At 31.4% G+C, this 25,866-nt stretch carries 29 protein-coding genes; 17 read left to right on the plus strand and 12 right to left on the minus strand.

The window, feature by feature from the left end; translation table 11 throughout:
- Positions 1-58 precede the first annotated feature (58 nt).
- Entirely contained in the window at positions 59-2,386 is a 2,328-nt protein-coding gene (locus tag ACKTSW_RS02325) for a TonB-dependent receptor domain-containing protein (RefSeq protein WP_408023663.1), read from the minus strand.
- Positions 2,387-2,598: 212 nt separating this feature from the next.
- On the opposite strand from ACKTSW_RS02325, the gene ACKTSW_RS02330 reads away from it, so the two are divergent.
- The 3 genes from ACKTSW_RS02330 to ACKTSW_RS02340 are packed head-to-tail and all read left to right on the plus strand — an operon-like array spanning position 2,599 to position 4,876.
- Positions 2,599-3,669 (plus strand): sensor histidine kinase, encoded by a 1,071-nt coding sequence (locus ACKTSW_RS02330; RefSeq protein WP_408023664.1) that lies wholly within the window; start codon positions 2,599-2,601, stop codon positions 3,667-3,669.
- Positions 3,670-3,676: 7 nt separating this feature from the next.
- Entirely contained in the window at positions 3,677-4,387 is a 711-nt protein-coding gene (locus ACKTSW_RS02335; protein WP_408023665.1) for a LytR/AlgR family response regulator transcription factor, read from the plus strand.
- Positions 4,388-4,405: 18 nt separating this feature from the next.
- The gene (locus ACKTSW_RS02340; protein ID WP_408023666.1) at positions 4,406-4,876 is read left to right on the plus strand and encodes a regulatory protein RecX; all 471 of its coding nucleotides are present in this window, start codon (positions 4,406-4,408) and stop codon (positions 4,874-4,876) included.
- Here ACKTSW_RS02340 and ACKTSW_RS02345 read toward each other — a convergent pair.
- Positions 4,863-5,387, minus strand: coding sequence for a hypothetical protein (locus tag ACKTSW_RS02345; protein ID WP_408023667.1), 525 nt, complete (start codon positions 5,385-5,387; stop codon positions 4,863-4,865). The two genes, ACKTSW_RS02340 and ACKTSW_RS02345, sit on opposite strands and share 14 nt — an antisense overlap.
- A 183-nt stretch (positions 5,388-5,570) precedes the next feature.
- Between ACKTSW_RS02345 and ACKTSW_RS02350 the strand changes: the two genes are divergently transcribed.
- The 3 genes from ACKTSW_RS02350 to ACKTSW_RS02360 all read left to right on the plus strand — a co-directional run bounded on the left by ACKTSW_RS02350 (position 5,571) and on the right by ACKTSW_RS02360 (position 7,808).
- Complete coding sequence (locus ACKTSW_RS02350; RefSeq protein WP_408023668.1) at positions 5,571-6,536, plus strand: NAD-dependent epimerase/dehydratase family protein; 966 nt, start codon at positions 5,571-5,573, stop codon at positions 6,534-6,536.
- A 110-nt stretch (positions 6,537-6,646) separates the two neighbouring features.
- Positions 6,647-7,237: a thioredoxin family protein gene (locus ACKTSW_RS02355; protein ID WP_408023669.1), complete on the plus strand. Its 591-nt coding sequence runs from the start codon at positions 6,647-6,649 to the stop codon at positions 7,235-7,237.
- A gap of 91 nt (positions 7,238-7,328) precedes the next feature.
- Positions 7,329-7,808: an ABC transporter ATPase gene (locus ACKTSW_RS02360; protein ID WP_408023670.1), complete on the plus strand. Its 480-nt coding sequence runs from the start codon at positions 7,329-7,331 to the stop codon at positions 7,806-7,808.
- Here the strand turns inward: ACKTSW_RS02360 and truB are convergent.
- The 8 genes from truB to ACKTSW_RS02400 are packed head-to-tail and all read right to left on the minus strand — an operon-like array spanning position 7,803 to position 12,802.
- The gene (gene truB, locus ACKTSW_RS02365) at positions 7,803-8,486 is read right to left on the minus strand and encodes a tRNA pseudouridine(55) synthase TruB (RefSeq protein WP_408023671.1); all 684 of its coding nucleotides are present in this window, start codon (positions 8,484-8,486) and stop codon (positions 7,803-7,805) included. The two genes, ACKTSW_RS02360 and truB, sit on opposite strands and share 6 nt — an antisense overlap.
- On the minus strand, positions 8,487-9,281 hold the full coding sequence (locus tag ACKTSW_RS02370) for an undecaprenyl-diphosphate phosphatase (RefSeq protein ID WP_408023672.1): 795 nt from the start codon (positions 9,279-9,281) through the stop codon (positions 8,487-8,489).
- Positions 9,282-9,283: 2 nt separating this feature from the next.
- Positions 9,284-9,526 (minus strand): DUF3098 domain-containing protein, encoded by a 243-nt coding sequence (locus ACKTSW_RS02375; protein WP_408023673.1) that lies wholly within the window; start codon positions 9,524-9,526, stop codon positions 9,284-9,286.
- Between the two features lie 7 nt (positions 9,527-9,533).
- The gene (locus tag ACKTSW_RS02380) at positions 9,534-10,412 is read right to left on the minus strand and encodes a cell division protein FtsX (RefSeq protein ID WP_408023674.1); all 879 of its coding nucleotides are present in this window, start codon (positions 10,410-10,412) and stop codon (positions 9,534-9,536) included.
- Positions 10,413-10,470: 58 nt separating this feature from the next.
- Positions 10,471-10,875 (minus strand): methylmalonyl-CoA epimerase, encoded by a 405-nt coding sequence (gene mce / locus ACKTSW_RS02385; protein ID WP_408023675.1) that lies wholly within the window; start codon positions 10,873-10,875, stop codon positions 10,471-10,473.
- 30 nt (positions 10,876-10,905) lie between these two features.
- Positions 10,906-11,448 (minus strand): hypothetical protein, encoded by a 543-nt coding sequence (locus tag ACKTSW_RS02390; protein WP_408023676.1) that lies wholly within the window; start codon positions 11,446-11,448, stop codon positions 10,906-10,908.
- Positions 11,449-11,450: 2 nt separating this feature from the next.
- Entirely contained in the window at positions 11,451-12,122 is a 672-nt protein-coding gene (locus ACKTSW_RS02395) for a hypothetical protein (RefSeq protein ID WP_408023677.1), read from the minus strand.
- A gap of 59 nt (positions 12,123-12,181) precedes the next feature.
- Complete coding sequence (locus ACKTSW_RS02400; protein WP_099215714.1) at positions 12,182-12,802, minus strand: DUF2589 domain-containing protein; 621 nt, start codon at positions 12,800-12,802, stop codon at positions 12,182-12,184.
- A gap of 464 nt (positions 12,803-13,266) precedes the next feature.
- Here ACKTSW_RS02400 and ACKTSW_RS02405 point away from each other — a divergent pair, with 464 nt between their 5' ends.
- Genes ACKTSW_RS02405 through ACKTSW_RS02430 form a run of 6 tightly spaced genes read left to right on the plus strand, consistent with a single transcriptional unit; the run spans position 13,267 to position 17,663 of the window.
- Positions 13,267-13,962 (plus strand): hypothetical protein, encoded by a 696-nt coding sequence (locus tag ACKTSW_RS02405; RefSeq protein WP_408023678.1) that lies wholly within the window; start codon positions 13,267-13,269, stop codon positions 13,960-13,962.
- A gap of 10 nt (positions 13,963-13,972) precedes the next feature.
- A complete protein-coding gene (locus tag ACKTSW_RS02410) occupies positions 13,973-14,587 on the plus strand; it encodes a hypothetical protein (RefSeq protein WP_408023679.1) in 615 nt (204 codons plus the stop codon).
- Entirely contained in the window at positions 14,560-15,309 is a 750-nt protein-coding gene (locus ACKTSW_RS02415; protein ID WP_408023680.1) for a sensor histidine kinase, read from the plus strand. The genes ACKTSW_RS02410 and ACKTSW_RS02415 overlap by 28 nt, the downstream gene beginning before the upstream one ends.
- A gap of 51 nt (positions 15,310-15,360) precedes the next feature.
- Positions 15,361-16,005, plus strand: a complete 645-nt coding sequence (locus tag ACKTSW_RS02420) for a response regulator transcription factor (protein WP_408023681.1) — start codon at positions 15,361-15,363, stop codon at positions 16,003-16,005.
- Positions 16,006-16,026: 21 nt separating this feature from the next.
- Positions 16,027-16,422, plus strand: coding sequence for a 30S ribosome-binding factor RbfA (rbfA, locus tag ACKTSW_RS02425; RefSeq protein WP_408023682.1), 396 nt, complete (start codon positions 16,027-16,029; stop codon positions 16,420-16,422).
- A gap of 38 nt (positions 16,423-16,460) precedes the next feature.
- A complete protein-coding gene (locus tag ACKTSW_RS02430; protein ID WP_408023683.1) occupies positions 16,461-17,663 on the plus strand; it encodes an ABC transporter permease in 1,203 nt (400 codons plus the stop codon).
- A gap of 16 nt (positions 17,664-17,679) precedes the next feature.
- Here ACKTSW_RS02430 and dusB read toward each other — a convergent pair whose 3' ends face one another.
- Positions 17,680-18,681: a tRNA dihydrouridine synthase DusB gene (gene dusB / locus ACKTSW_RS02435; protein WP_408023684.1), complete on the minus strand. Its 1,002-nt coding sequence runs from the start codon at positions 18,679-18,681 to the stop codon at positions 17,680-17,682.
- Between the two features lie 65 nt (positions 18,682-18,746).
- Here dusB and ACKTSW_RS02440 point away from each other — a divergent pair, with 65 nt between their 5' ends.
- From ACKTSW_RS02440 to lepA, 3 genes are all read left to right on the plus strand, one after another.
- Positions 18,747-19,499 (plus strand): prolipoprotein diacylglyceryl transferase, encoded by a 753-nt coding sequence (locus ACKTSW_RS02440; protein ID WP_408023685.1) that lies wholly within the window; start codon positions 18,747-18,749, stop codon positions 19,497-19,499.
- Positions 19,480-20,871: a radical SAM protein gene (locus ACKTSW_RS02445; RefSeq protein ID WP_408023686.1), complete on the plus strand. Its 1,392-nt coding sequence runs from the start codon at positions 19,480-19,482 to the stop codon at positions 20,869-20,871. Before ACKTSW_RS02440 ends, ACKTSW_RS02445 begins: the two co-directional genes overlap by 20 nt.
- 307 nt (positions 20,872-21,178) lie before the next feature.
- Entirely contained in the window at positions 21,179-22,975 is a 1,797-nt protein-coding gene (gene lepA / locus ACKTSW_RS02450; protein WP_408023687.1) for a translation elongation factor 4, read from the plus strand.
- Between the two features lie 77 nt (positions 22,976-23,052).
- Here lepA and ACKTSW_RS02455 read toward each other — a convergent pair whose 3' ends face one another.
- A complete protein-coding gene (locus tag ACKTSW_RS02455) occupies positions 23,053-23,751 on the minus strand; it encodes a zinc metallopeptidase (protein WP_408023688.1) in 699 nt (232 codons plus the stop codon).
- 94 nt (positions 23,752-23,845) lie between these two features.
- Between ACKTSW_RS02455 and ACKTSW_RS02460 the strand changes: the two genes are divergently transcribed.
- Positions 23,846-24,877 carry an asparaginase gene (locus ACKTSW_RS02460; protein WP_408023689.1) on the plus strand — a complete coding sequence of 344 codons (1,032 nt, stop codon included), beginning with the start codon at positions 23,846-23,848 and terminating at the stop codon, positions 24,875-24,877.
- A gap of 256 nt (positions 24,878-25,133) precedes the next feature.
- On the plus strand, positions 25,134-25,862 hold the full coding sequence (locus ACKTSW_RS02465; protein ID WP_408023690.1) for a MotA/TolQ/ExbB proton channel family protein: 729 nt from the start codon (positions 25,134-25,136) through the stop codon (positions 25,860-25,862).
- The last annotated feature ends 4 nt before the right edge of the window (positions 25,863-25,866 follow it).

Raw genomic sequence — 25,866 nt, forward strand, 5'->3', positions numbered from 1 at the left:
TAAAAAGGGTTAAAAGTAATTTACTTTTAACCCTTTTTTAATTGTGTAGAACAAAAAGTTAATCAGGTAATCGATCTTTGTCTTTTTTTGTTCTGTTAAATCGATAAGTAAAAGTTACAGAAGTGTATCTACCAATAGGTTTGTTATACCTTGTTGCGGTGTAATTTTCACCAGTAATTAGCTGTTTACTCACCCTAGAGTCAAAAATATTGTTCACGTTTAAAGTAAGTGTGGCCTTGTCGTTCCAAAAATCTTTGCTCACACCTATGTTAGCTCTATACTGAGCTTCAGTAAAAATTTGCCCGCTTTGTCTCTCTCCAAGATAATTTAAGCTAGATTGAATAGTTAATCTTGAAAACTTCATTCTAGAGTTTAAACGAGTAGACCATGTGTTGTCATCAACAGTATATATTCCTCTCTGATTAAAAGAATAGTAGTTAAACTCACTTGATAATCTCCACCATTTATAAGGAGAATATTGAACAGCTAACTCAGCTCCTAATCTTTCCTCTATTCCTGAGTTGATAGGTTTGGATATTAAAGCTCCAAAAGAATTTGTTGATACCAAAGTTTCAAATACATTGGTAGTTCGTTGGTAATAAATTGATGGATTTAAGGTGAATTTGCTCCACCTCTTTAATAAGCCTAACTCGAAAGAATTCGTGTACATAGGGTTTAAATCTGGGTTACCTACGCGTATGTTTCTACGGTCAGAAATTCCACCGAAAGGGTTTAAGTGCCAAAAACTAGGACGTCTAATTCTTCTACTATAACTTAATTGCAAATTAGTAGCTTGATTAAAGCTGTATGTAAAATGGGCAGTAGGAAATAAATCAGTATACTTTTTACTAGTTTTAAATTGATTGTTTCTGTCGGTACTTCCAGTATTAGCATGCTCAGTACGTAAACCTAATAAATATTGTAGTTTGTTTTTTTTATTTCCGTATTGAACATAGGCTCCATAAATACGTTCATTATATTTTAATAAGTTATTTAAACTATCAATTATAACAGCATTATCCCAAACTTTATAATCACTATCAATATTTCTAATTTCTCCTTTTATCCCCATTTCTACATGTGATTTTTCTGAGATAGGTAGTTTAAAATCAGTTTGGAATAAAAAATCTTTACTACTTTCTATGTCTCTACTTCGTAAAATATTTACAGCTGAGGTCGTAGGGAATTGTTGTTGCTCTTTAACTAATTCATTTTCGTCATCATTCCAAAAATCGTATTGAAAGTTAGCGGTAAATTTCTGTCCTTTTTTAGTAAATGTTTTTACGTAATTTAATTCAATTTGATTTGCTTTCTGAGGTTCTTTATATGATTCTTGTGTAGTAAGAATGCTATCTGTTTGTTGTGTGCTGTCTAAAAAGTTAAAGGTATAATCAACATTGTTTTTACTTGTATTGTTTCTATGGTAGTAACTTAGAGTAAGAGTGTTTTTATCATTAATGTAATAATCACTTCCAAAATAAAGGTTAAAAGTACTACGGCTTCTAGTAGTATTAGTTACTCTGTTAGAATAAGAGGTTACTGTCCCATTATCGAGGTTAGTTCTGTTCAAATAACCATTTCCATCGAAAGACATATAACGATACCCAATATTAGAAAATAAATTAAATTTCTCTTTTTTGTAGTTCATATTGTAGTTGATGCTATGATTGTCAGGAATTCCTGTGGTTAATTGTAGAGAGCTACCAAAACCACCGTTTTTATTTTTCTTTAAAATGATATTGATGATTCCGGCAGTTCCACTAGCATCGTACTTAGCGGAAGGGTTGGTAACTACTTCAACCTTTTCTATGTTTTCAGAAGGAATTGATTCTAAGCCGTTGTTTGCTGTTAAAACAGAAGGCTTCCCGTTAATTAAAATACGAACATTCGGATTGCCTCGTAAGCTTATACCTCCTTCAATATCTACACTTACTGACGGAACGTTATTTAAAACATCATTAACAGAACCACCTTTAGAAACTAAATCTTTACCAACATTGAATACACGTTTATCTAGTTTGTACTCCGTGGTAGATTTTTCGACTGTAATTTCTACTTCATCTAAGGCTTGTAAGTCTTCTTGAAGAAGAATAGTTTGAAGTGATTGGTTTTTGGTTAGCGAAACATTATTCATTGAATAATTTTTAAAACCTATAAACTCCACTTTAATATTATATTGGCCTTTTTTAATATTCATTAAAAATTCTCCATGGCTATTAGTAGATTCTCCAGCAACAACTTCATTTGTATTTGGGTTGGTTAAAATAATAGTAGCAAACTCTAAAGGTTGTTTGGTGTTTCTTTCTACAACTTTACCTGTAAGTGTTATTTGAGCAGATAGCTGAATAGAAATAAATAGTAGTAGAATAAATAAAGACTTTTTCATTATTACTTAATATTTGAATTATGCAGCAAAGATGAATTTAAAAGACATGCGGGTTTGTTGTAATAGATAAAACACTACAAATAATCGACGTATAAAGAACTATTCAATAGGTGAAGAATTTAAGGGGAAGAAAGGTTTTGTTCAGGGGGTGAAAAGCTAAGTTTGTCGATTTGGAGTTATAAGTACTCAAGGTATTTATATATTTACAAACTATGATTACAAGAGAAGCAGTTATTAAGTTTTTTTCAGAGAGTAGGGTGTTACAACACGTACTATTTTGGTGTGTGTTTCTTGTTTTAGACTTTCCTAAAGACTCACTTATATACCAAGAAGAGTTTACTTTTTTAGGAACTTTTGTAATGTCTATGTGTCATATGATTCCCAAGATAATTACTTCCTACTTTTTAGCCTATTATGTTATTCCAAAGTTTTTATTGAAGAAAAAATATGTAATGACCGTTGTTTTGTTTTTACTAGGAACATATTTATTTGCAGCGTTTAATAGAACCTTGGTTGTACATGTTGGGGAAACATTAATAAGGAAAGGAATGTTTACACAAGAGCCTCTTTTGGAGATTTTAACCGATTGGAAAAAGTTGTTGTTTGGTTATATTCCCAATATGTATTTAACAACGTTGGTCTTTCTTTCAGTAAAATATTTTTTGGATTATAAGAGAGTTAAAGAAAAAGAACTGGTATTTGAAAAAGAAAAAACAGAAGCAGAATTAAAAACATTAAAAGCACAATTAAACCCACATTTCTTATTCAATACCCTTAACAATATTTATAGTTTGTCTTTGAGTAACTCGCCAAAAACACCAACCTCAATAGGTAAACTGTCAGAAATGTTAGATTATGTATTGTATAGGTGCAATACCAAGTTTGTATTACTTTCTAATGAAATTAAATTAATAGAAAATTATATAGAGTTAGAAAAACTAAGGTATGACTCACGTTTAAAAGTTTCCTTGATAAATAATGTAGAAAAAGATATCAAGATACCACCATTGATATTGCTATCGTTAGTTGAAAATGCTTTTAAACACGGTGCAGGAGAAGATAGTGGGTCGCCTGAAATTAAAATTGAGCTTTTAAGCTCAGAGGATAGCTTTAAGTTTAAAATATCTAATACGGTTTCCAAAGATTATGTCTTAAAAAAAGAGAGTATAGGCTTGTCAAACGTTAGAAAACAATTAGATTTAATCTATCAAAACCAATATAACTTGACAACAGAGAATAAAAAAAATGAATTTAATGTAGTTTTAAAGATTTATTCAAATTAAATAGTTGATGAAAGTAAAATGTTTAGTGGTTGATGATGAGCCTTTAGCAAGAGAATTAATAGAGAATCATATATCAAAAATACCAGCACTTGAAATAGTGGGGAGCTGTGACAATGCACTTAAAGCATTTGAGGTTATAAGTTCTCAAGAAGTAGATTTATTGTTTTTAGATATAAAAATGCCAAATATTACAGGAATAGACTTTTTAAAAACAATTAAAAACCCTCCAAAAACAATTTTTACAACAGCTTATAGAGATTACGCCCTTGAAAGTTATGATTTGGAAGTGCTAGACTACTTATTAAAACCAATAACTTTTGAGCGTTTTTTTAAAGCAGTAGATCGTTTTTTAAGGTCAAAAAAGCAGAGTGATATACCTATAACTAAAGAAAGTGAAAACACAGAAGAGTTTTTGTTATTGAAATCAGGAAGTAAGTACCACAAAATCTTTATTGGAGATATATTATTTATAGAGAGCTTAAAAGACTATATAAAAGTTAATGTTGTTAATGATAAACGTATTGTTACTAAGTATAAAATAAGTGATATTGAAGAAAAATTAAATAGTAATTTTTTAAGAGTTCACAGATCTTATATTATCAATACGAATAAAATATCAGCCTTTACCAGTAACGATATTGAAATAAATTCAACAGAAATTCCCATAGGAGCTAGTTATAAAGAAAAGGTAATTTCTTTTTTGAATCAATGGAAATAGAATTTATATTTTCGCGCTATGAACAAACCGGTTTTTACAGTTGAAGAAATAAAGAGGAAGATTGAGCAATATTGTGTGTATCAAGATCGATGTCATAAAGAAGTAGAGAAAAAACTTAAAGATTATAGCTTAATTCCAGAAGCAAGAGAGCATATTTTACTACACTTGTTAGAGCATAATTTCCTGAATGAAGAACGCTTTGCAAAAAGTTTTGCAAGAGGGAAATTCAGAATAAAAAAATGGGGAAAAGACCGAATCGTTAGAGAATTGAAATTTAGAGATATTTCTGCTTATAATATAAAATCAGCTTTGAAAGAAATTGACGAAGAGGCATATATAAAAACTCTTTATGAATTGGTAGAGAAAAAAAATGCATCAGTTTCAGAAACCAATCATTTCAAACGAAAAAAGAAAATAGCAGACTATCTTTTGTACAGAGGTTTTGAAAGCAATTTAATATACGAAGCCTTAAAAACTATTGATTCTTAAATAAGCTATCTAGGTTTACTTCACTATCAAATTTCTTCTTAGCATAAACAGTATTTATCTTATCATTAACACTTCCAAAAATTACCATAATTTTTTCAACTTGATTATTTATTTCGTCAGCAGAAATAGAAGGTATAAAAGTCATGTCAGCCAGCCGTAAAGTTTCATTTTCAAAAACATTAACACGAGCTTTGAAAGCAGGTGTTTTAAGTGTTTCAATATTCAAACTATCCTTCAATTGTTTGGTAAGGGTTTTTAGTTCTAAGGCATTATTTAGAGCTTCTATAGGTGTTGTGTTTTTCAACTCTTGCAAAAAATCTTCAACAATAAAATATTCTTTCCAAGGTTTAATATTATCAATATAATTTTGGTTTACTTTGGAGTAATCAGTATGTTTAATTGAAACATTCATTTGAGTTTTTGTAGGTAACTCTTTTTTTTGCTCATTCTTTTTTTGGCAAGAAGTAATTGTAAAAAATAATAAAACAAAAACAAATAAAAAACGACTCATTTTAATAAAGTAATTAAGTGATAAAAGTACATATTTTACTTGGTATTCTTTGTAGAATTAAAATAGAAATTTGAAATCAGTAAATTAGCAAACTCTTTTGTAGATAGTTAAAAAAGAATAAATACTTTTTGCGAAATCTTAAATTTAATAACTTTGCAAACATATATTTTTGAATAATTAAAAATGAGTGATACGATATTAATTTTAGGAGCTTGCGGGCAAATAGGAACAGAATTAACCCAAAAACTGCGCTCTATTTATGGAGCAGATAATGTAATAGCTTCAGATATTAGAGAAGGAAATGCAGAAATGATGAGTTCTGGACCTTTTGAAATCATCGATGCTACCAACCAAGAGCAAATTTTAAGTGTTGTTCAAAAATATAAAGTAACCCAAGTATATTTAATGGCAGCTATGTTATCAGCAACCGCTGAAAAGTATCCGTTAAAAGGTTGGGATTTGAATATGACTTCCTTATTAGCCGTGTTAGAGCTAGCTAAAGAAAAACATATTCAAAAGATATACTGGCCAAGTTCAATGGCAGCATTTGGACCAACATCACCAAAAATGAATACGCCACAACAAACCATTATGGAACCTTCTACGGTTTACGGAATAAGTAAAGTAGCTGGAGAACATTGGTGTAATTATTACCACGATAAATATGGAGTAGATGTACGAAGCATTCGTTACCCAGGAATTATTAGTTGGAAAACTCTACCAGGTGGAGGAACTACCGATTATGCTGTAGATATTTACTTTGATGCGTTGAAAAAAGGAACATTTGAGTGTTTTTTATCAGAGAACACACGTTTACCAATGATGTATATGGATGATGCAATTAATGCAACCATTCAGTTAATGCAAGCAGATGAAAAAAGTATTCAAATAAGAACATCATACAACTTAGCAGCAATTAGCTTTACACCTGCTGAAATAGCCACAGAAATAAAAAAATACATTCCAGAATTTACTATTACGTACAACCCAGATTTTAGACAAGCAATTGCTGATAGTTGGCCACAGTTAATTGATGATTCTGCTGCAAGAAAAGATTGGGGATGGAGGCATCAGTTTGATTTAGCCTCTATGACTAAAGATATTATTACCAATTTACAAGCTAAGGCAGAAGAATCGGCAGAAGTGTAAGGTTGTATTTATGTTTTCGTCTATGTTATTCAAGTTGATAGTGAATTGTAACTTAGGTTACCTAAGATTCATTATAGATAAAATACTTTTGTAATAACAATACATTTACGATGAAAAAAATTATTCAAAATAGCTTAGAAAAGGCATTCTCTTACGATGAATATAAAGATTTAGTAAGTGATTTATTAGTGCAAGGAAAATCTACCGGGCCTAATCAATCAGATGATTTATTAAACTACAGTAAGCTAAATGATAAGCGCATGAAGCGTTTAGATAAAACGGTAAAACTTACTAAAGAAACGCTTGCTAAAATTAAAGACGTAAAAGTTCCGCAAACTTGGTTAGTGTTAACTGAAGGGTGGTGTGGTGATGCAGCACAAAACTTACCTGTAATTAATAAAATTGCAGCAGAAAACCCGAATATCAGTTTAAAACTAGTTTTACGAGATGAAAACTTAGAATTGATGGATGAATTCTTAACAAATGGTGGAAGATCTATTCCAAAATTAATAGCCTTAAATCAAGAAAATGAAGTTATTAATACTTGGGGGCCAAGACCTACCACAGCAACTAAAATGGTTGTTGAATATAAAGGGAAGCATGGTAGTTTAGATGCTGATTTTAAAACAGATTTGCAAGTTTGGTACAATAAAAACAAAGGAGAAAATACGCAGGAAGATATAGTGTCAATGCTTCAGTAATAAAACATATTAAATAGCTAGAAATTCCCCTTTTTATTTTTGTCAAAAAGGGGATTTGTTTTCTGTATCTTTGCGGCCATAATGAAAAAGTATGTTTGTAGAATTCAGTAGTTTATCAGAAGAAGCCAAAGTTTGGGTATATCCTTCAAGTCGTAAGTTTTATCCTCAAGAAATTGACGATTTAAAAGAAAAGATACAAGATTTTGTAGACGTATGGAAGTCTGAAAAAGCTGATTTCAAAGCTTCTTTTGAACTGAAATACAATCGTTTCATTATTTTTTCTGCGGAAGAAGGTTCAGTGTTAACCAATGCAGATATTGACGAGCAAGTAGCGTTTATTTTACAACTACAACAAGAGTACGAAGTAGAGTTATTAGATAAAATGAATGTGTGTTTTAAGCAAGGAGAATTTATTCAGTACAAAGACGTCAAAGAATTTAAAAAGTTGCTTAAAAAGAAGTCTGTATCAGCTAAAACAATCGTTTTTGATAACTTAGTACAAACAAAAGGTGAATTAGAAAATTATTGGGAAGTACCTATTACTGAAAGTTGGTATAGTAGATTCTTATAAGTTCTCTACAAACTCATCAACACTTAACGCATTATCTACAGAAAAGTCTCCAATCTTAGTTCTTCTTAAAACAGATAAATATGCTCCAGAATTTAACGCTTCTCCGTAATCGTTCGCAATAGATCGAATATAAGTTCCTTTACTACAAACGATTCTAAATTCTACCTTAGGTAAATCAATTTTGGTAATTTCAAAGGTGTTAACATCTACTTCACGAGCTTTAATTTCAGTAGTTTCACCTTTGCGGGCTAATTCATATAAACGTTTTCCATCTTTTTTAATAGCAGAAAAAATAGGCGGTTTTTGCTGAATTTTACCAATAAACTGTTCTGTAGTTTTATGTAGTAATTCTTCTGTTATGTGTTCTGTAGGAAACGTCTCGTTAATCTCGGTTTCTAAATCGTAGCTAGGCGTAGTAGCACCAATAACAAACGTACCAGTATATTCTTTTATTTGCCCTTGATATTCGTTAATGTTTTTGGTTTGTTTACCAGTACAAATAATTAACAAACCAGTTGCTAACGGGTCAAGAGTTCCAGCATGTCCTACTTTAATTTTTTTAATATCAAAACATTTACGAATATGCCAACGTAGCTTATTCACTACTTGAAAAGAAGTCCATTCTAAAGGTTTATCAATCAATAAAACCTGTCCGTTTTTATAATCTTCTGCTGTCATCTAGAAAAATAAAGAATAGCCAATGGCAATTAAACCTACAATAGCACAGTATAATGAGAAGTATGATAATTTACTCTTTTTAACTAAGGCTATCATCCAAGTACATGCTAATAATCCAGAGATGAAAGCAGCAATAAAACCAGCTGATAATGGAACTATTTCTGAGCTTTGAAAATTAATATCTCCACTTAAAATATCTTTAGCTACTTTTCCTAAAATTAGAGGTACTACCATTAAAAAAGAAAAACGAGCAGCTTTAGTTCGGTCTACACCTAATAACACAGATGTTGAAATAGTAGCTCCCGAACGTGAAATTCCAGGTAACATCGCAATTGCTTGAGAAATACCTATAATTACAGAACTTTTAAAAGAAACACTTCTGTTAGTGTTTTTAGCTTTGTCAGCTAATAAAAGCAACACAGCAGTAACTAGTAACATGAATCCTACTAATAAAATTTTTCCTCCAAAAAAGCTTTCTAATTCTTTTTCAAAAGCTAAACCGATAACTACAGCAGGAATCATAGAAAGAATAATTTTTACCGAAAACTGCATTTCCTCATTCCATTTAAACTGAAAAAGGCCTTTGAAAATTTCAGCAATTTCTTTTCTAAATACTACTATGGTACTTAGTGCTGTTGCAGCGTGTAAAACCACTGTAAATGTTAGGCTTTCTTGAGGTACAGAAGTATCTCCAAATAACACCTTAGCTATTTCTAAATGACCACTAGAGGATACAGGTAAAAACTCGGTAAGTCCTTGAATGATTCCAAGAATGATTGCTTCTAATAAATCCATGCTTATTTTTTAGGATTGGCAAAAATAGCATAAATTTCAATACCTAATCCGATAATTACTAAGGCAGGAGCTAAACGAATTCTACGCCAACCATATATATCAGGGTTGAATACGTTAGGGTCGTCGCTACCACCCCCTGCCATTAAAATAAATCCTAAGGCAATCACAGCAATACCAATTAGCATGATAATATAATTTCGCTTACCGAATAGAAATTCTTGTTTTGATGAATTATCTTTTTTCATAAATATTTTAGTAATACAAATCGTTGGTTTGTAAATTTAAGAATCGTTGTGTAGCAAAGAAGGTGCTAATCCATGTAATAAAAAAAGCAATCAATATAATTCCTCCGGCTACATATCCTAAAGCAGCATAATCTGTTAGGAGTTCTAATGTAGGAATGTATTTATCAACATAATAAATTAAAATACCCAATCCACTTATAGCTATAAAAGCTCCTAGTAATCCTAGTTTAATACTCTGCCAAATAAAAGGTTTACGAATAAAGCTTTTGGTGGCACCCACCATTTGCATGGTTTTTATATTGAATCGTTTTGAGTAAATTGATAACCGAATAGAACTATTAATTAAAATAATAGCAACCAATCCGAAAAAACCACTTAACACCAATAACCAAAAGCTAATACGCTGAATGTTTTTGGTAAGTAGCTTAACTAAAGGTTTGTCGTAACTTACTTCAGCAATAAATTTATTTTTAGTATAAGATTCTTCAAGTTCACTCATTTTTTCAGGAGTCACATAATCAGCTTTTAGATAAATGTCTATTCCATTTTTCAAAGGATTGTCTCCTAGGAACTGTAAAAAATCTTCACCTAAATCTTTTTTATATTCTTTGGCTGCATCTTCTTTAGAAATGTAAACTACTTTGTTAACAAACACTTCTTTTTTAATTGCTTCTTTAAGACTTTTAATATTCTTATCAGCAACTTCATTTTCTAAGAAAAGCGTCATAACTACTTTTTCCTTAAAATGATTCGCAACTTTTGTAGATTTTAACAAAACTAGGCCTAAAACACCAATCATAAAAAGTACGAGTGCAATACTAACTACTACTGATACATAAGAAGATTGTAATCGGCGTTTTTGAAAAGAATCAAAAGAGGTTGTCATTCGTAAATACTGATTTTAAGGAGTTGCAAGATACAAATATTTAATTTTTAAAATGTTCCTATTCTTCTACCTCTTGACATAACTCTATAAGTATGCTATTGGTGGTTTTAGGATGTAAAAAGGCTACTAGTTTATTATCGGCTCCTTTTTTAGGAGTTTCATTTAAAACAGTAAAACCTTCATTTTGTAAACGCTTAATTTCTTCTTTTATGTTATCAACAGCAAAAGCAATATGGTGAATTCCTTCTCCTTTTTTTTCTATAAATTTAGCTATTGGGCTATCAGGGTTTGTAGCTTCTAATAATTCAATTTTATTAGGACCTGATTTAAAAAACGAAGTTTTTACACCTTCGCTAGCAACTTCTTCAATTTTGTAATGCTCTTTTCCGAAAAGAGAAGCAAATAACGAATTAGATTTTTCTAGATCTTTAACGGCTATACCAATATGTTCAATTTTGTTCATAGGGTAAAAGTAAAAAATATAGTGAATTATCTACAAACTTTCTATTGCTATTTTTTCGGCCATAATAATAAGTACGTCTGATTGGTTTATCATTGAAAGTATTTGTGAACTAACTCCTTTCAGTTGCTCATGATTGCAACAAAAACTCCAAAGTTGTTCTAAGAATTTGGTAAAATCTTCATTGGTGTCATATTTGAATTGTTTGGTTTGATAAATAACTGTTAAAAGTTGTTCTATTAAAGTTGTTGAATTATCTAAAATAGTAGCGTACGGAGTGTAAACCTCCCATAAATCGTGTTGAGCATCTGTTAATGTAGATGCACCCAATTGTAAAAATTCCTTTTTCCTATTTCTGCTATTTGGAATGAATGAACTTAGCGTGGCTCTTTTTACTGCAAACTTTGATGACTCTGGTAAGTTAAGGGCTTTTAACACCTCTTCTGTAGCCAATAACCAATTACGAATGTTTTGAATACTTTGTGTGTGTTTTTTCTCAATTTGATTTACCAATTCATGTATTCCATTCAATTGAGTTTTGAGTTGACTGGTTGTTTTTGTAATTGATTTTCTCATGACTATTCTGGTAATAATTTGGTTTCTTTTACACCGTCTTCATTTTCTGAAGTGTACCATTCCATACCTTCTTCATGCAAGGTCATTTTAATCTGAACGATATTTTCAGGCTTAATCTGATTTAACTTGTGTGCTTCTACAATAACCTTTGTGTTTTTTTGTGTTATTTGCCTACTTTTAATATATGGCCTTAACTCTGAGTTAAGTTTTTTAACTAATGTGTTGTAACTTACTTTTTCATTAGAAACTGAGATAAATTGCTCAGACAATTGTTGCGAAAACCTTGATAATAAAGAGTCTATTTCTCCAGTTGCTTTTATGTTTTTCTCAAGCTCATCTGTTCTTTGTGCTATTATTGAACGAAGCGTGGTAGATGTTTTTCTATCAAAAGAAGTAATTTTTGAAGCATCTTTTAAAACTGAATAGGCTTGCGAATTGAAAGCAACATTATTAATAGGTTCATAATCTGTTTCATAAGACTCTTCCAATTCTCCAATAGCTACAGGAATGGTGAGTTCTATATTTTGTGCCTTAAAACGGGGAATAGAAAAATGTTTTAAGAGTTCATGACGTGCAAATTTTTCAGCAATTTCTAAAGATTTTAAATCTGACATTAAACGTGCTTCTGCAACGCTGGTGGCAATTCCACCCAAGTATTCATTTAAATTTACCATAATAAAAAGTTTTAAAAAGAGGTTGTACGGTTTGGTACGGTACAACCTCGTTATGAATGTTAAGCTACAGCAGCAATACTGTCTTCTAGCATATTTAAGATTCTACTTAACCCTTCAGGTAATTCGTCGTTTACAGCGCGAACTTTCACACCAAGGTTATACGTTTTGTCTACCTTAACGCCTTGAGATGTATTTCTCTTATAAGAAGCAGATGCTTTAAAGTTTACGATTTTGTAATTGATTCCTAATTCTGCACTAGCTGCAAACTCAGAAGATACATTTCTTGTTTCAGTAGAACTCAAACGTGCATTAAAGTCAATGTTCACTTCATCAATACGAATTGATGGAATGGTAAGCATGGTTAAAAAAGGAACTTTAATTTCAATTTCACTTTCAATAAAATTACTACTTACATCAGTACTTGATGGTAACCCTTCATCAGTTAATTGTTGAGGTGTTTTTCCAAGATGTGGGTTAGGAACAGATTTTTTATAATTGAAATCTACATAACGTAATTCATCTGGTGTAGCAGGGTCATTGTCTTTTTCAAAACCTACTTCTTTAATAAAATTTACAGTTGCCATTGAAGCTGCTGTTTGTGCTTGTATTGCTGCTTGTAAAGGCCCTCCAACATATACGTTGAAATCTAAACTGTTTAATTCTGGAACTAAATTTGGCATATTTTTTATTTTGTGTACCTACTCTGTTTATTATGAGGCTTTTCGGTGTTCGCCTAGTATTTCTAAATAACTAACGACAAAATTGTATGAAATTAAGAGTTTAGTTTCGAGGAGTACAACTGTAAAAAAAATGTAATAACCCTAGGTTTTAAAGGTTTTTTTTCTTCTGTATATTCTAGGAAATAAAATTTTCATTATTATATTTGAAATGCTATGAACAATTTGACGAAACCTAGAGATTGGTACTATGCTAACCTTTTTTTTGTATAGCAAAACAAGAGTATAAGTCTTTAAAATTCTTTAGGGGAATCGCTATAGGCTTTAGGGGTTTTTCACTATTTGTAAAATTATGTTTTATTGTTAAGGGCTTGAAGGTTGGGGGCTTAAGTTTTTTGTCTATAATTCTGTTTTTTTTATTAATAAATAAGCCATTATATTTAGGAAATTAAAAAATCAATTTTATAATGAAAAACACTAACCAACTTAAATTAATATTGTTAACTCTAGTGATGAGTTTAGCCGTTTCATGTGATCAAATACAGCAAAGTAAATGTGACTGTAATGATTGGCGTTCACAAGTTTCTGAGGGTACATTTTGTTATTCAGATGAAGGTAGAACAAAGGAAATGCTAAATTATAAGGAGATTATTAACATGTTGTCAAGTTATGACAAGACAAGAATTGCTCCTATGGAGGAGGCCTTAGGTTATGAAGATACACGTGCCAATACATTTGATTTTGTGCAGTTTAAAAAGTACTTAGGACATGTAGAAAACTTGAGTAAAAAGGCAAACGTTAAAATAACAGGGATTAGTTTTATCTCTACAGCTAAAGAAAATTACAAAAACACTGGGAAAAGTTATAGTAGCTTAATTTACATTCCTACCACTACTATTGATGGAGAGCAAATAGCTTTTGATCCTGTGCAATCTGCAAAGCAAGGAAAGTTAGTAACATTTGAAGAGATGCTAGCTAAACATGGCTATAAATGGATTTACAATACAAAAGAAGAGTTTAAAAGAGGGAAGAGGGACGATTATAATTACAGAATGAAAGTGTTGAAAGAAAATAAAGCAGGATTTATGTTTGCAACTTCTTTAGATGATGAATTATTAAGTGGAGCAGGAAATCACGCAACTTTGGCTCCTCCATATCATTAAAAACAAAAGAATGATTTCACTATTCACTTTGGGTATCTTTTTTCAATTTCTTTCTGCATTAATCAGTTTGATTTTTGTACGAAAGAATAGAACTGTATTTCTTACTTTATTGTCAGTGTTTCTTGTAATAACTGCTTCAGTAGAAATATATTGTTTTCTTTTAATGGAAGAAGAAAAGCCTACCTTTATTATTCATCATTTATATTCATTAATTGAGTATTCAATAATCTTTTTTATGTACTCAAGCTTGATAAATGATAAAAAATGGTTGGTTTTGCCAAAGATCTTGATTATAACAGCTTTTTTGCTTTGGGTAACTGTTTTTTTTGATAAAGACTGTTTTTCTAGATTGGTAATTTTAGGATCAGTAAATGTAGCAGTTGTTGTTTTGTTGTATCTTAGAGAGCTTTTACTTTCAGATAAAATACTTAATTATAAAAGGCTTTTGCCGTTTTGGGTTTCTGTGGGGTTTTTAGTATTTTATTTACCTTCTATCCCTTTTTTTTCATTACTTAATTATATAAATACTAGAGGGTTGTTTTCGATTTTAAGTGTTTTGATTATTTTAATGAATTTATTTATAATCATTGGCTTATTATGGAGCAACAAGGAAATGAAACATTAATAGTTAGTACAGTATTGATTGTACTTATAGTTGTTTTTCTAGTAATATTATTTACTGTTTTTCAACAACGAAAAAACAAACTGTTGTTGGAGCGAGCAAAGAATAAAAAAAGGTACGAACGTGAAATTGCTGAGACTCAGATTGAAATTAGAGAAGAAACTTTACGTAATATAAGTTGGGAGTTGCACGATAATATAGGGCAACTCCTAACTTTAGCAAAAATACAATTGCAGCATGCTTCGTTAGAAAACTTGGAAGAAGTTTCTGAAATTATAGCAAAAAGCTTAACGGAGGTAAGAGCATTGTCAAAAATAATTAATCCAGATTTTATCAATAATATAAAATTAAAAGAAGCATTAAATCTAGAAATAGAACGTTTTAATAGGCTAAATTATATTGATGCTAAATTAACAATTACAGGAGAAGAGCAAGAGGTAAATCAAAAACATGGAATTGTTATTTTTAGAATTCTTCAAGAATTTTTTTCTAACACTATAAAGCATTCTAAAGCGTCTAAATTGGAAGTTTTTTTAACCTATAAAGAAGACTCTATACAGGTTAAAGCGCAAGATAATGGGGTTGGTTTTGATATGGAAAGAGTTAGATTAAAAGGTATAGGACTGCATAACATAAAAGCCAGAGCAAAACTAATTAATGCAGAAACAAAATTTACATCAGAAGCCCAAAAAGGAACGAGTTTAATAATAAATTATTACATTTAAAGTATCATAGTTATTATTCTAACAACTATGCTAATCAAACTTACTCAAATTATGAAATACTCGGTAGTTGTCGTAGACGATCATACGCTGTTATCACAAGCTATAGAAGGTATGGTAAATACCTTTGATAAATTCAAGGTGCTTTACACGTGTAAGAATGGTAAAGAAGTAGAAGAGAAGTTTTTGACCTCTCCTAAAAATATACCCGATTTAGTTTTAGTAGATGTAAATATGCCAGTGATGAATGGTATTGAAACTACAGAATGGATAGTGAGTAACTATCCTAAAGTTCATGTAATGGCATTGTCTGTAGAAGATGCTGATGTTACTATTTTAAAAATGCTAAAAGCAGGTGCTGTAGGCTACTTACTAAAAGACACAAAAAAAGAAATCTTAGAGAAAGCATTGTTAGAAATGATGGATAATGGATTTTATCATACTAAAAATGTTACTACGTTATTGTTAGACTTAGTGTCGGGAAAAAATTCAAGAAATAATATTGCGTTTAAAGAGAATGAAATAACTTTTATGAAGTTAGCGTGCTCGGAACTAACATACAAAGAGATTGCAGAAAAAATGTTTTTAAGCCCAAAAACTATTGATGGATATCGAGATAGCTTGTTTACAAAATTAAATGTAAGAAACAGGGTAGGCTTAGTTATGTATGCCATAAAAAATAAAATTTACACTCCGTAATTTTATGCTTAAATTTGCAGCATGGAAGAAACAAACAGACAACGAAAAATTGCAGGAGTATTGCAACAAGATTTGGTAGACGTTTTACAACGTGCTGCTCAAGATGGAATGAAAGGAGTGATTATATCGGTTTCTAAAGTTTCTGTTACTGCCGACCTGGGAGTGGCAAAAGTATACTTAAGTGTATTCCCTTCTGGAAAAAGAGATGAAATTATTGAAGGAGTAAAATCTAATACACCTTTAATTCGCCATGAATTAGCACAACGAACAAGAAATCAATTACGAAGAATGCCAGAATTGTTGTTCTTTGGAGATGATAGTTTGGATTATATAGAAGATATTGATAAGTCTTTAAAAGGTAAAGACGTAGACCCTATAAAAAATCCAGATGTTTTGCCTCGTCGTCAAAAACGTTAATAATTTTTGTTACTTTGGCTAGCTAAATTTATTAATGCTTGAACTTTTCTTTATACATAGCTAAGAGATACTTGTTTTCAAAAGCAAGTACTAATGCAATTAATATAATCACAGCAATTGCTGTTTTTGGTGTTGTAGTTGGTACCTTGGCTTTGTTTGTTGTATTATCTGGTTTTTCAGGATTAAAAACGTTTAGTGATTCATTACTTAATGCTTCTGATCCAGATATAAAAATTACCGCATCTAAGGGAAAAACTTTTCTGTATTCTCAAAAAATAGATAGTATTTTACAGCAAAATAAAGAGATAGAAGCTGCCTCAAAAGTAGTAGAAGAGCGTGTGTTTTTAAAATATAAAAACAAAGAGCACATAGCTCAAATTAAAGGAGTAGACTCTAATTATTCAAAAATTATTCCGACAGATTCTTTGCTGACAGCAGGAACTTGGATTGACGAAGAATATAAGAATACAGCAGTAGTAGGGTATGGGATATCGTATAAATTATCATTAGGGATTTTTAATTTTGGAGAAGCGCTTCAAATTTTAGTACCTAAGCCAGGAAAAGGGTTTATTAATGCTAATAATGCTTTTCGATCTGTTTCAACACAAATAGTAGGCGTATATACAGGGTCGGAAGAATTTCAGAACAAATATGTGTTTACTGAAACTTCACTTGCTCAAGAACTGTTAGGATATAACGATAACCAAATTACAGGAGTTGAGCTTCGCTTAAAAAAAGACGTGGATCTTGATGCATTTCAAGAGAATTTACAAAATGTTTTAGGAGACGAATTAAAAGTGCAAACCCGTGCGCAGTTAAATACGTTGTATTATAAGGTAATTAATACTGAAAACTTTATTTCGTATTTAATCTTTACATTAATTGTAGCTATTGCTTTGTTTAATGTGATAGGATCAATCATTATGATGATTATCGATAAACGTCAAAACCTAAAAACCCTTTTTAACTTAGGAAGTAGTATAGACGATATAAAAAAGATATTTGTACTACAAGGGTTTTTATTAACACTTGTAGGAATGGGGATAGGAATTATTTTAGGTGTAATTCTAGTAATCATACAACAACGTTTTGAGTTGCTAATGATTACACAAAACCTAGCATACCCAGTAGAGTTTAAGTGGTTAAACTTATTAGTGGTAGTTATTACAATTTCAGCTTTAGGGTATTTAGCAGCAAAGATTGCAAGTTCTAGAATTTCAAAAAGTTTTATTGAACGATAAAACGTTAACCTATCATCTATCCTATTTCAGGAATAGTTGCATTACCAAATTTAGCTTGTACCTCGTCAAAAGCGGCAAAAACATCTTTAGGATCATCAGAAGTAACCATTTTCATTCTGTGTTCTTTAAAATGTGGAATTCCCTTAAAATAGTTTGTATAGTGTCTTCTTGTTTCTACAACGCCTAAATGTTCTCCTTTCCAGTCAATAGCCATTTCTAAATGACGACGAGCCATATCAACACGTTCAGAAATTGTTGGTTTAGATAAATGTTCACCAGTTTTAAAATAATGTTTTACTTCATTAAAAAACCAAGGATACCCAATAGAAGCACGACCAATCATACAACCATCTAGCCCGTATTTGTCACGCATTTCTATGGCTTTTTCAGGAGAATCAACATCACCATTTCCAAAGACAGGAATATACATTCTAGGATTATTTTTCACTTCAGCAATAGGAGCCCAGTCAGCATTACCTTTATACATTTGAGCACGTGTACGACCATGAATAGAGATAGCTTTACATCCCACATCTTGCAAACGTTCAGCAACTTCAATAATTCGAATAGAATCATGGTCCCAACCCAAACGAGTTTTTACAGTAATAGGTAAGTTAGTGTGTTTAACCATGGCCTCAGTAAGAGAAACCATTAAGTCAATATCTTTTAAAATTCCAGCCCCAGCCCCTTTAGAAACTACTTTTTTTACCGGGCAGCCAAAATTGATATCGATAATATCCGGATTTGTTTTTTCAACAATCTCTACCGAACGTAGCATAGAGTCTAGATTGGCACCAAAAATTTGAATACCCACAGGGCGTTCTTTTTCGTAAATATCTAGCTTCATAACACTTTTTGCTGCGTCACGAATTAATCCTTCCGAAGAAATAAATTCAGTATACACTACATCAGCACCATTCTCTTTACATAAAGCTCTAAACGGTGGATCACTCACATCTTCCATTGGCGCTAATAACAGCGGAAAATCAGGAAGTTCTATGTTACCTATTTTTACCATGCTGCAAAGTTACTTTTTTTTGAGTAATTACGTATATTTCGCTTTTTAACTCACAAACTTTTTTATTGGAACTACCTTTTGAACCTATTTTATTAGGTTATACGATTAATATTCATCTTGTTTTAGAATATTTAGCATTCTTTTTAGCCTTTCGTTATTATGTTTTCTTACGTAAGAAAAGAGAAGATTATATTTCTTCTAATAATAGATTGTCAATTATTTTAGGAGCTGCGGCTGGAGCTTTAATTGGTTCCCGACTAGTGGGAGTGTTAGAAAACCCTTTAGTTACTTTTTCTACAGAAAACATAATTCAAATTTTAAATATTAAAACAATCATGGGAGGTTTATTTGGTGGTTTGTTAGGTGTTGAATTAGCAAAAAGAATAATTGGAGAAACAAAGTCATCTGGCGATTTGTTTGTGCTTCCGATAATTGTAGGAATTTTTATAGGGAGAATAGGATGTTTTCTTTCAGGAGTAAATGAGTTTACCTACGGAGTAGAAACTGAATTCTTTTTAGGAATGGATTTAGGGGATGGCGTTTTAAGACATCCAATAGCCTTGTATGAGTTGGTGTTTTTAATAATGCTATTCATAAGCTTAAGATACCTACAAAAGGAATACGTTATACAATCAGGAGAACTTTTTAAGTTTTTTATGTTGACTTATTTTGGTTTTCGTTTTTTTATAGAGTTTTTAAAACCAAATACTTTCTTTATACTTGGTTTAAGTACTATTCAAATACTATGTATAGTTTGTTATGTATATTACACGAAATTTATAATTCTAAAAATAAAAAATGCCAGAAAGAAAATATAACTACTATGATTTTACATTGAGCTTGTGCCCTGAATGTTTAAAAAGAGTAGATGCTAAAATTGTTTTTGAAGATGATAAGGTCTATATGCTTAAACGTTGTAGAGAACATGGGAAATCAAAAGTGTTAATAGCAGATGATATTGAATATTATAAAAACATCAGAAATTATAACAAACCCAGTGAGATGCCCTATACGTTTAATACAAAAACAGATTATGGATGTCCTTACGATTGTGGTTTATGTCCAGATCATGAACAACATTCATGTTTAACCGTTGTTGAGGTTACCGATAGATGTAACTTAACTTGCCCTACTTGTTATGCAGGTTCATCACCTACTTATGGGCGCCATCGAACATTAGAAGAAGTAAAAGCAATGTTGGATGCTGTGGTGAAAAATGAAAAAGAACCTGATGTGGTACAAATCAGTGGAGGAGAGCCAACGATACATCCACAATTTTGGGAGATTTTAGACTATGCAAAGTCACTTCCTATCCGTCATTTAATGTTAAATACTAACGGAATAAAAATAGCTAAAGACATTGCTTTTGCCGAACGATTGAAAACATATACGCCAGATTTTGAAATTTACTTACAGTTTGATTCCTTTGAGGATAGTGTGCTAAGAGAGTTGAGAGGAGCAGATTTGAATAGTATCCGCAAGCAAGCACTTGACAACTTGAATAAGTTAAATCTATCAACAACTTTAGTGGTTACTCTTCAAAAAGGATTAAATGATCACGAAATAGGGAAAATTATCGATTATGCCTTGCAGCAAAAATGTGTGAGAGGAGTTACTTTTCAACCAACACAAATAGCAGGAAGGTTAGAAAGTTTTAATCCTGAAACTGATAGAATGACACTTACTGAAGTCAGAAGAAAAATAATGGAACAAACTGACGCTTTCAATGCTGATGATTTAATTCCAGTACCTTGTAATCCTGATGCATTGGTAATGGGATATGCTCTTAAATTGGGAGGAGAAGTGTTTCCGTTAACTAGATATATTAATCCTAATGATTTGTTAGATAATAGTAAAAACACCATTATTTATGAGCAAGATGAAGCATTGCATGGAAAAATGATAGAGCTATTCAGTACAGGGAATTCTGTTGAAGTTGCAGAAGAAAGCTTAAAATCTATAATGTGCTGTTTGCCGAATATTGATGCACCAGAGTTAGGGTACGATAATTTATTTAGAGTTATAATCATGCAGTTTATTGATGCTTATAATTTTGATGTACGAGCGGTAAAAAAATCATGCGTACATATAGTAAACAAAGACAATAAAATTATTCCTTTTGAAACAATGAATTTGTTTTATAGAGATGATAAAAAAGAATATTTAGAAGAGTTAAGAAAAGAAATATAAGAAAAAGGATATGATATTTTTAGAAGTTGGTGACCTTTCAGGTTTATTCGTAATTATAGGTTTAATTATGTTTGGTCCACCCGTATTATTAGCTGTTATTGGCGCAGCTATCAGAAAAAAAAGTAAAACAGCCTCAAAAATATTTTACATACTAGCTGTTTTGTACCTGATAATCGGATTAGGTATATGTGGTGGTATACTTAGTTAAATAAGATAAAAAAGGTGTTTAATTTTCGCTATGTATTTTGTTTGTAGTAGCCTGCAAATAAAGTATCTTTGCAAATTACAAGTAGTTAGAATACGACGTATGAAGAACATAAGAAACTTTTGCATTATTGCACATATTGATCATGGTAAGAGTACTCTTGCCGATAGATTGTTAGATTTCACAGGATCGGTTACCGAGCGTGAAAAGCAAAACCAGTTGTTAGACAATATGGATTTGGAGCGTGAACGAGGTATTACCATTAAATCGCATGCTATCCAAATGGATTATGTTTATGAAGGAGAGAATTATATTCTAAACTTAATAGATACTCCAGGTCACGTAGATTTTTCTTATGAAGTTTCTCGTTCTATTGCAGCATGTGAAGGAGCATTATTAATTGTAGATGCGGCACAAAGTATTCAAGCGCAAACAATTTCTAACTTATACTTGGCTTTAGAAAACGACTTGGAAATTATTCCAGTATTAAATAAAGTAGATTTACCTTCAGCAAATCCAGAAGAGGTAACAGATGATATTGTTGATTTATTAGGATGTGAACCAGAAGATGTAATTCACGCTAGTGGAAAAACAGGTTTTGGTGTTGATAATATTTTAGAAGCTATTATAAAGAAAATCTCAGCTCCAAAAGGTAATCCTGATGCACCATTGAAGGCTTTAATTTTTGACTCGGTATATAATTCATATCGTGGAATTGAAACCTACTTTAGAGTAATTGATGGATCTATTAAAAAGAATCAGCAAATAAAATTCATGGCAACAGGAAAACAATATGGCGCTGATGAAGTAGGAACACTAAAACTAAGCCAGGTTGTAAAGCAAGAAATAAAAACAGGAGATGTTGGTTATTTAATTACTGGAATTAAAGCAGCAAAAGAAGTGAAAGTAGGTGATACGATTACAGATTTTGCAAACCCAACAGCCGAAAGAATAGAAGGGTTTGAAGATGTAAAACCAATGGTATTTGCAGGAATTTACCCTGTAGATACTGAAGATTATGAAGAATTACGTGCTTCTATGGAAAAGCTTCAGTTAAACGATGCTTCGTTAGTATTTCAACCAGAAAGCTCGGCAGCACTTGGTTTTGGTTTCCGATGTGGATTCTTAGGAATGTTACACATGGAAATTATTCAAGAACGTTTAGAGCGTGAGTTTAATATGACGGTAATTACCACCGTTCCTAACGTAAGTTACCACGCATTTACACATAAAAACCGAGATGAAATTATCATCGTTAATAATCCAACAGATTTACCAGACCCATCTAAATTAGATAGAGTAGAAGAGCCATTTATTAAAGCTTCAATAATTACAAAAGCTGATTTTGTTGGTCAAGTAATGTCACTCTGTATTGAAAAACGTGGACAAATTGTAAATCAAACCTATTTAACTCCAGAGCGAGTGGAGTTAATTTTTGATATGCCATTGGCGGAAATTGTTTTTGATTTTTACGATAGATTAAAAACAGTATCTAAAGGATATGCGTCGTTCGATTACCATCCAATAGGAATGCAAAAATCGAAGTTAGTTCGTGTAGATATGTTATTAAATGGGCAGCCAGTTGATGCGCTTTCTGCATTATTACATGCTGACAATGCTTATTCAATAGGAAAACGTATTTGTGAGAAGTTAAAAGAGCTAATTCCGCGTCAACAATTCGATATTCCAATTCAGGCAGCTATTGGAGCAAAAATTATTGCACGTGAAACAGTAAAAGCCTTACGTAAAGATGTAACTGCAAAATGTTATGGAGGAGATATTTCTCGTAAACGTAAGTTGTTAGAAAAGCAAAAGAAAGGTAAAAAACGTATGCGTCAAGTTGGTAATGTAGAAATTCCACAACAAGCATTTATGGCAGTATTGAAACTCAATGACTAGTTTTTGCCGAGAAAAATATTAAAAAAGCCGTTTTGATTCAATCAAAACGGCTTTTTTAATTGTTAGACTTAAAAAGTTTAATCTCTATTTCCTAAAATTTGTAAGGCCCAATATAATAGCATTGCTAAAGAACCCAAAGCAGCAACTAAATAAGTTCTTGCAGCCCATTTTAAAGCATCTTTAGATCCGGCTAGTTCTTCACGAGTTACCATGTTTTTGTTTTCTAGCCAAGCTAAAGCTCTGTTACTCGCATCATACTCAACTGGTAAGGTTATAAAACTAAAAATGGTACCTAAAGCCATAAAAGCTAAACCAGCTAATGCGATGTAAAAACCAATACCAGTACTTCCAGAAGCAGCACCAAAAGCAATACCACCAATTACCATCCATTGAGAAAAACGAGAGGTAATACTAACCATAGGTACTAGTTTAGATCGCATTTGTAAATATTGGTATGCTTTGGCATGTTGTACAGCATGCCCAACCTCGTGAGCAGCAACTGCAGCAGCGGCGGCATTTCGTTGATTGTATACAGCTTCACTCAAGTTTACAGTTTTGTTTTGTGGATTGTAATGGTCGGTTAATCTACCAGAAGTAGAAATTACCTGAACATTAGAAATACCATGATCTGCTAACATCTTTTGAGCAATTTCAGCACCACTCATTCCATTTCGTAAGTGAACTTGAGAGTATTTTTTAAACTTACGTTGTAAAGTATTACTTACTAACCAGCTGAATAACGATATAATACCAATTAGAATATAAAATCCTATCATAATCTATTATAGTTTTAAAATTTGTATCATTTTTGTTGGCTAAATTTACAACATAAATTATTCCAAATTAATAACGGTATAAAAAAATGTCAAAATGACAAATCAACCTAAAATTTTAATAGTCTATACAGGAGGAACTATAGGTATGGTTAAAGACTATAATACTGGTGCGCTAAAGGCTTTTGACTTTAGCCAAATTTCTAGTAAAATACCAGAATTACAACAGTTAAATTGTGAAATAGACACTGTTTCATTTGATGAACCTATTGATTCATCAAACATGAATGTTGACTATTATACGCAAATCGTAAAAATAATTTCTGATAATTACGATAAATTTGACGGTTTTGTCGTATTAACAGGTTCAGATACCATGTCTTACACATCTTCAGCAATCAGTTTTATGTTTGAAAACTTACAAAAACCTGTGATTTTCACAGGTTCACAATTGCCTATTGGAGATTTACGTACAGATGCTAAAGAAAATTTAATTACATCGATACAAGTGGCATCAGCCTATGAAAAAGGGAAGCCAATAATACAAGAAGTAGGATTGTATTTTGAATATAAGTTGTATAGAGCCAACAGAACAACAAAAATAAACGCAGAACAATTTGAAGCTTTTGCTTCTATGAACTATCCTCCATTGGCAGAAAGTGGTGTGCATTTAAACTTCAACTATCCATTACTGTTAAAGCCTAAAGAAGATAAAAGTGATTTAGTTGTAAGAAAGAATTTAGATAATCACGTAGCTATTTTAAAGCTGTTTCCAGGTATCACCGAATCTGTAGTTAGAAACTTCATGAATATTCCAGATTTAAAGGGGATTATTTTAGAAACTTACGGATCGGGTAACGCACCAACTGAAAAATGGTTTATTGATTTGTTAGAGAAATCAGTAAAAAAAGGAATTTACATAGTTAATGTAACCCAATGTAAAGGAGGAAGCGTAATTTTAGGGCATTATGAAACAAGTTCGGAATTAAAACGTATTGGAATTGTTGATGGTAGAGATATTACGACTGAAACAGCAGTAGCAAAAATGATGTATTTACTTGGTGAAAAGCTTTCAAAAGAAGAATTTATGCATTATTTTGAAACTCCACTTAGAGGAGAAATGACTTAAATTGAAAATAAATCGTTAAATTTACCCCCACAACTGCTTGAAATCCTAGAGTAAAGAGTTAAAATAAGTGTTGTTAATAAGAAATACTAGAGTTTTTTTTTAATGTACCAACATTTTTTTGTTACTTGCCACTCTGTAAAATTAAAAAGCGTAGTAAGTGCAAATGTAAAGATTACTTAATTTTTAAAAAATTAAGTTTTTAGTAGTAAAATTTGTATTTTTAACCCGTTAACTATTTAAAATTAATTATAACAAAATGAAAAAAGTAGTAAATATCCTAACTATTGCAGGATTTATGTTTTTAGGAGCTATTCAGTCAACTTATGCTCAAGACGCGGCAGCGGCAGAAGGATCAGAAACTTTCCACCAAATCTTAAAAAGATATTTTATTGAAGGAGGTCCTGGTTTTATGGGAATTGTATTGGTAGCTTTAATATTAGGTTTAGCTATAGCAATTGAAAGAATTATTTATTTAAATATGGCTACAACTAATACTAAAAAATTAGTATCAAGTGTAGATGAGGCTTTAAGTTCAGGTGGTGTAGAAGCTGCTAAAGAAGTTTGTAGAAATACAAAAGGTCCTGTTGCTTCTATTTTTTATCAAGGATTAGAAAGAGCAGATGAAGGATTAGACGCTGCTGAAAAAGCTGTTGTAGGATATGGTGGTGTACAAATGGGGTTATTAGAGAAAAATATTTCTTGGATTTCATTATTTATCGCTTTAGCACCGATGTTAGGATTCATGGGAACTGTAATTGGTATGATTGGAGCATTCGATGCAATCGCAGTAGCAAATGATATTTCTCCAGCGGTAGTAGCAGGTGGTATTAAAGTAGCACTTTTAACTACAGTATTTGGTTTAGTAGTAGCAATTATCTTACAGATTTTTTATAACTACATTATTTCTAAAGTAGATAGCATCGTTAACAACATGGAAGATGCATCTATCTCTTTAATCGACTTATTAGCTAAGTATAAAAAATAATTGA

It is taken from the genome of Tenacibaculum sediminilitoris, from assembly GCF_964513795.1.
Lineage (GTDB): Bacteria > Bacteroidota > Bacteroidia > Flavobacteriales > Flavobacteriaceae > Polaribacter > Polaribacter sediminilitoris.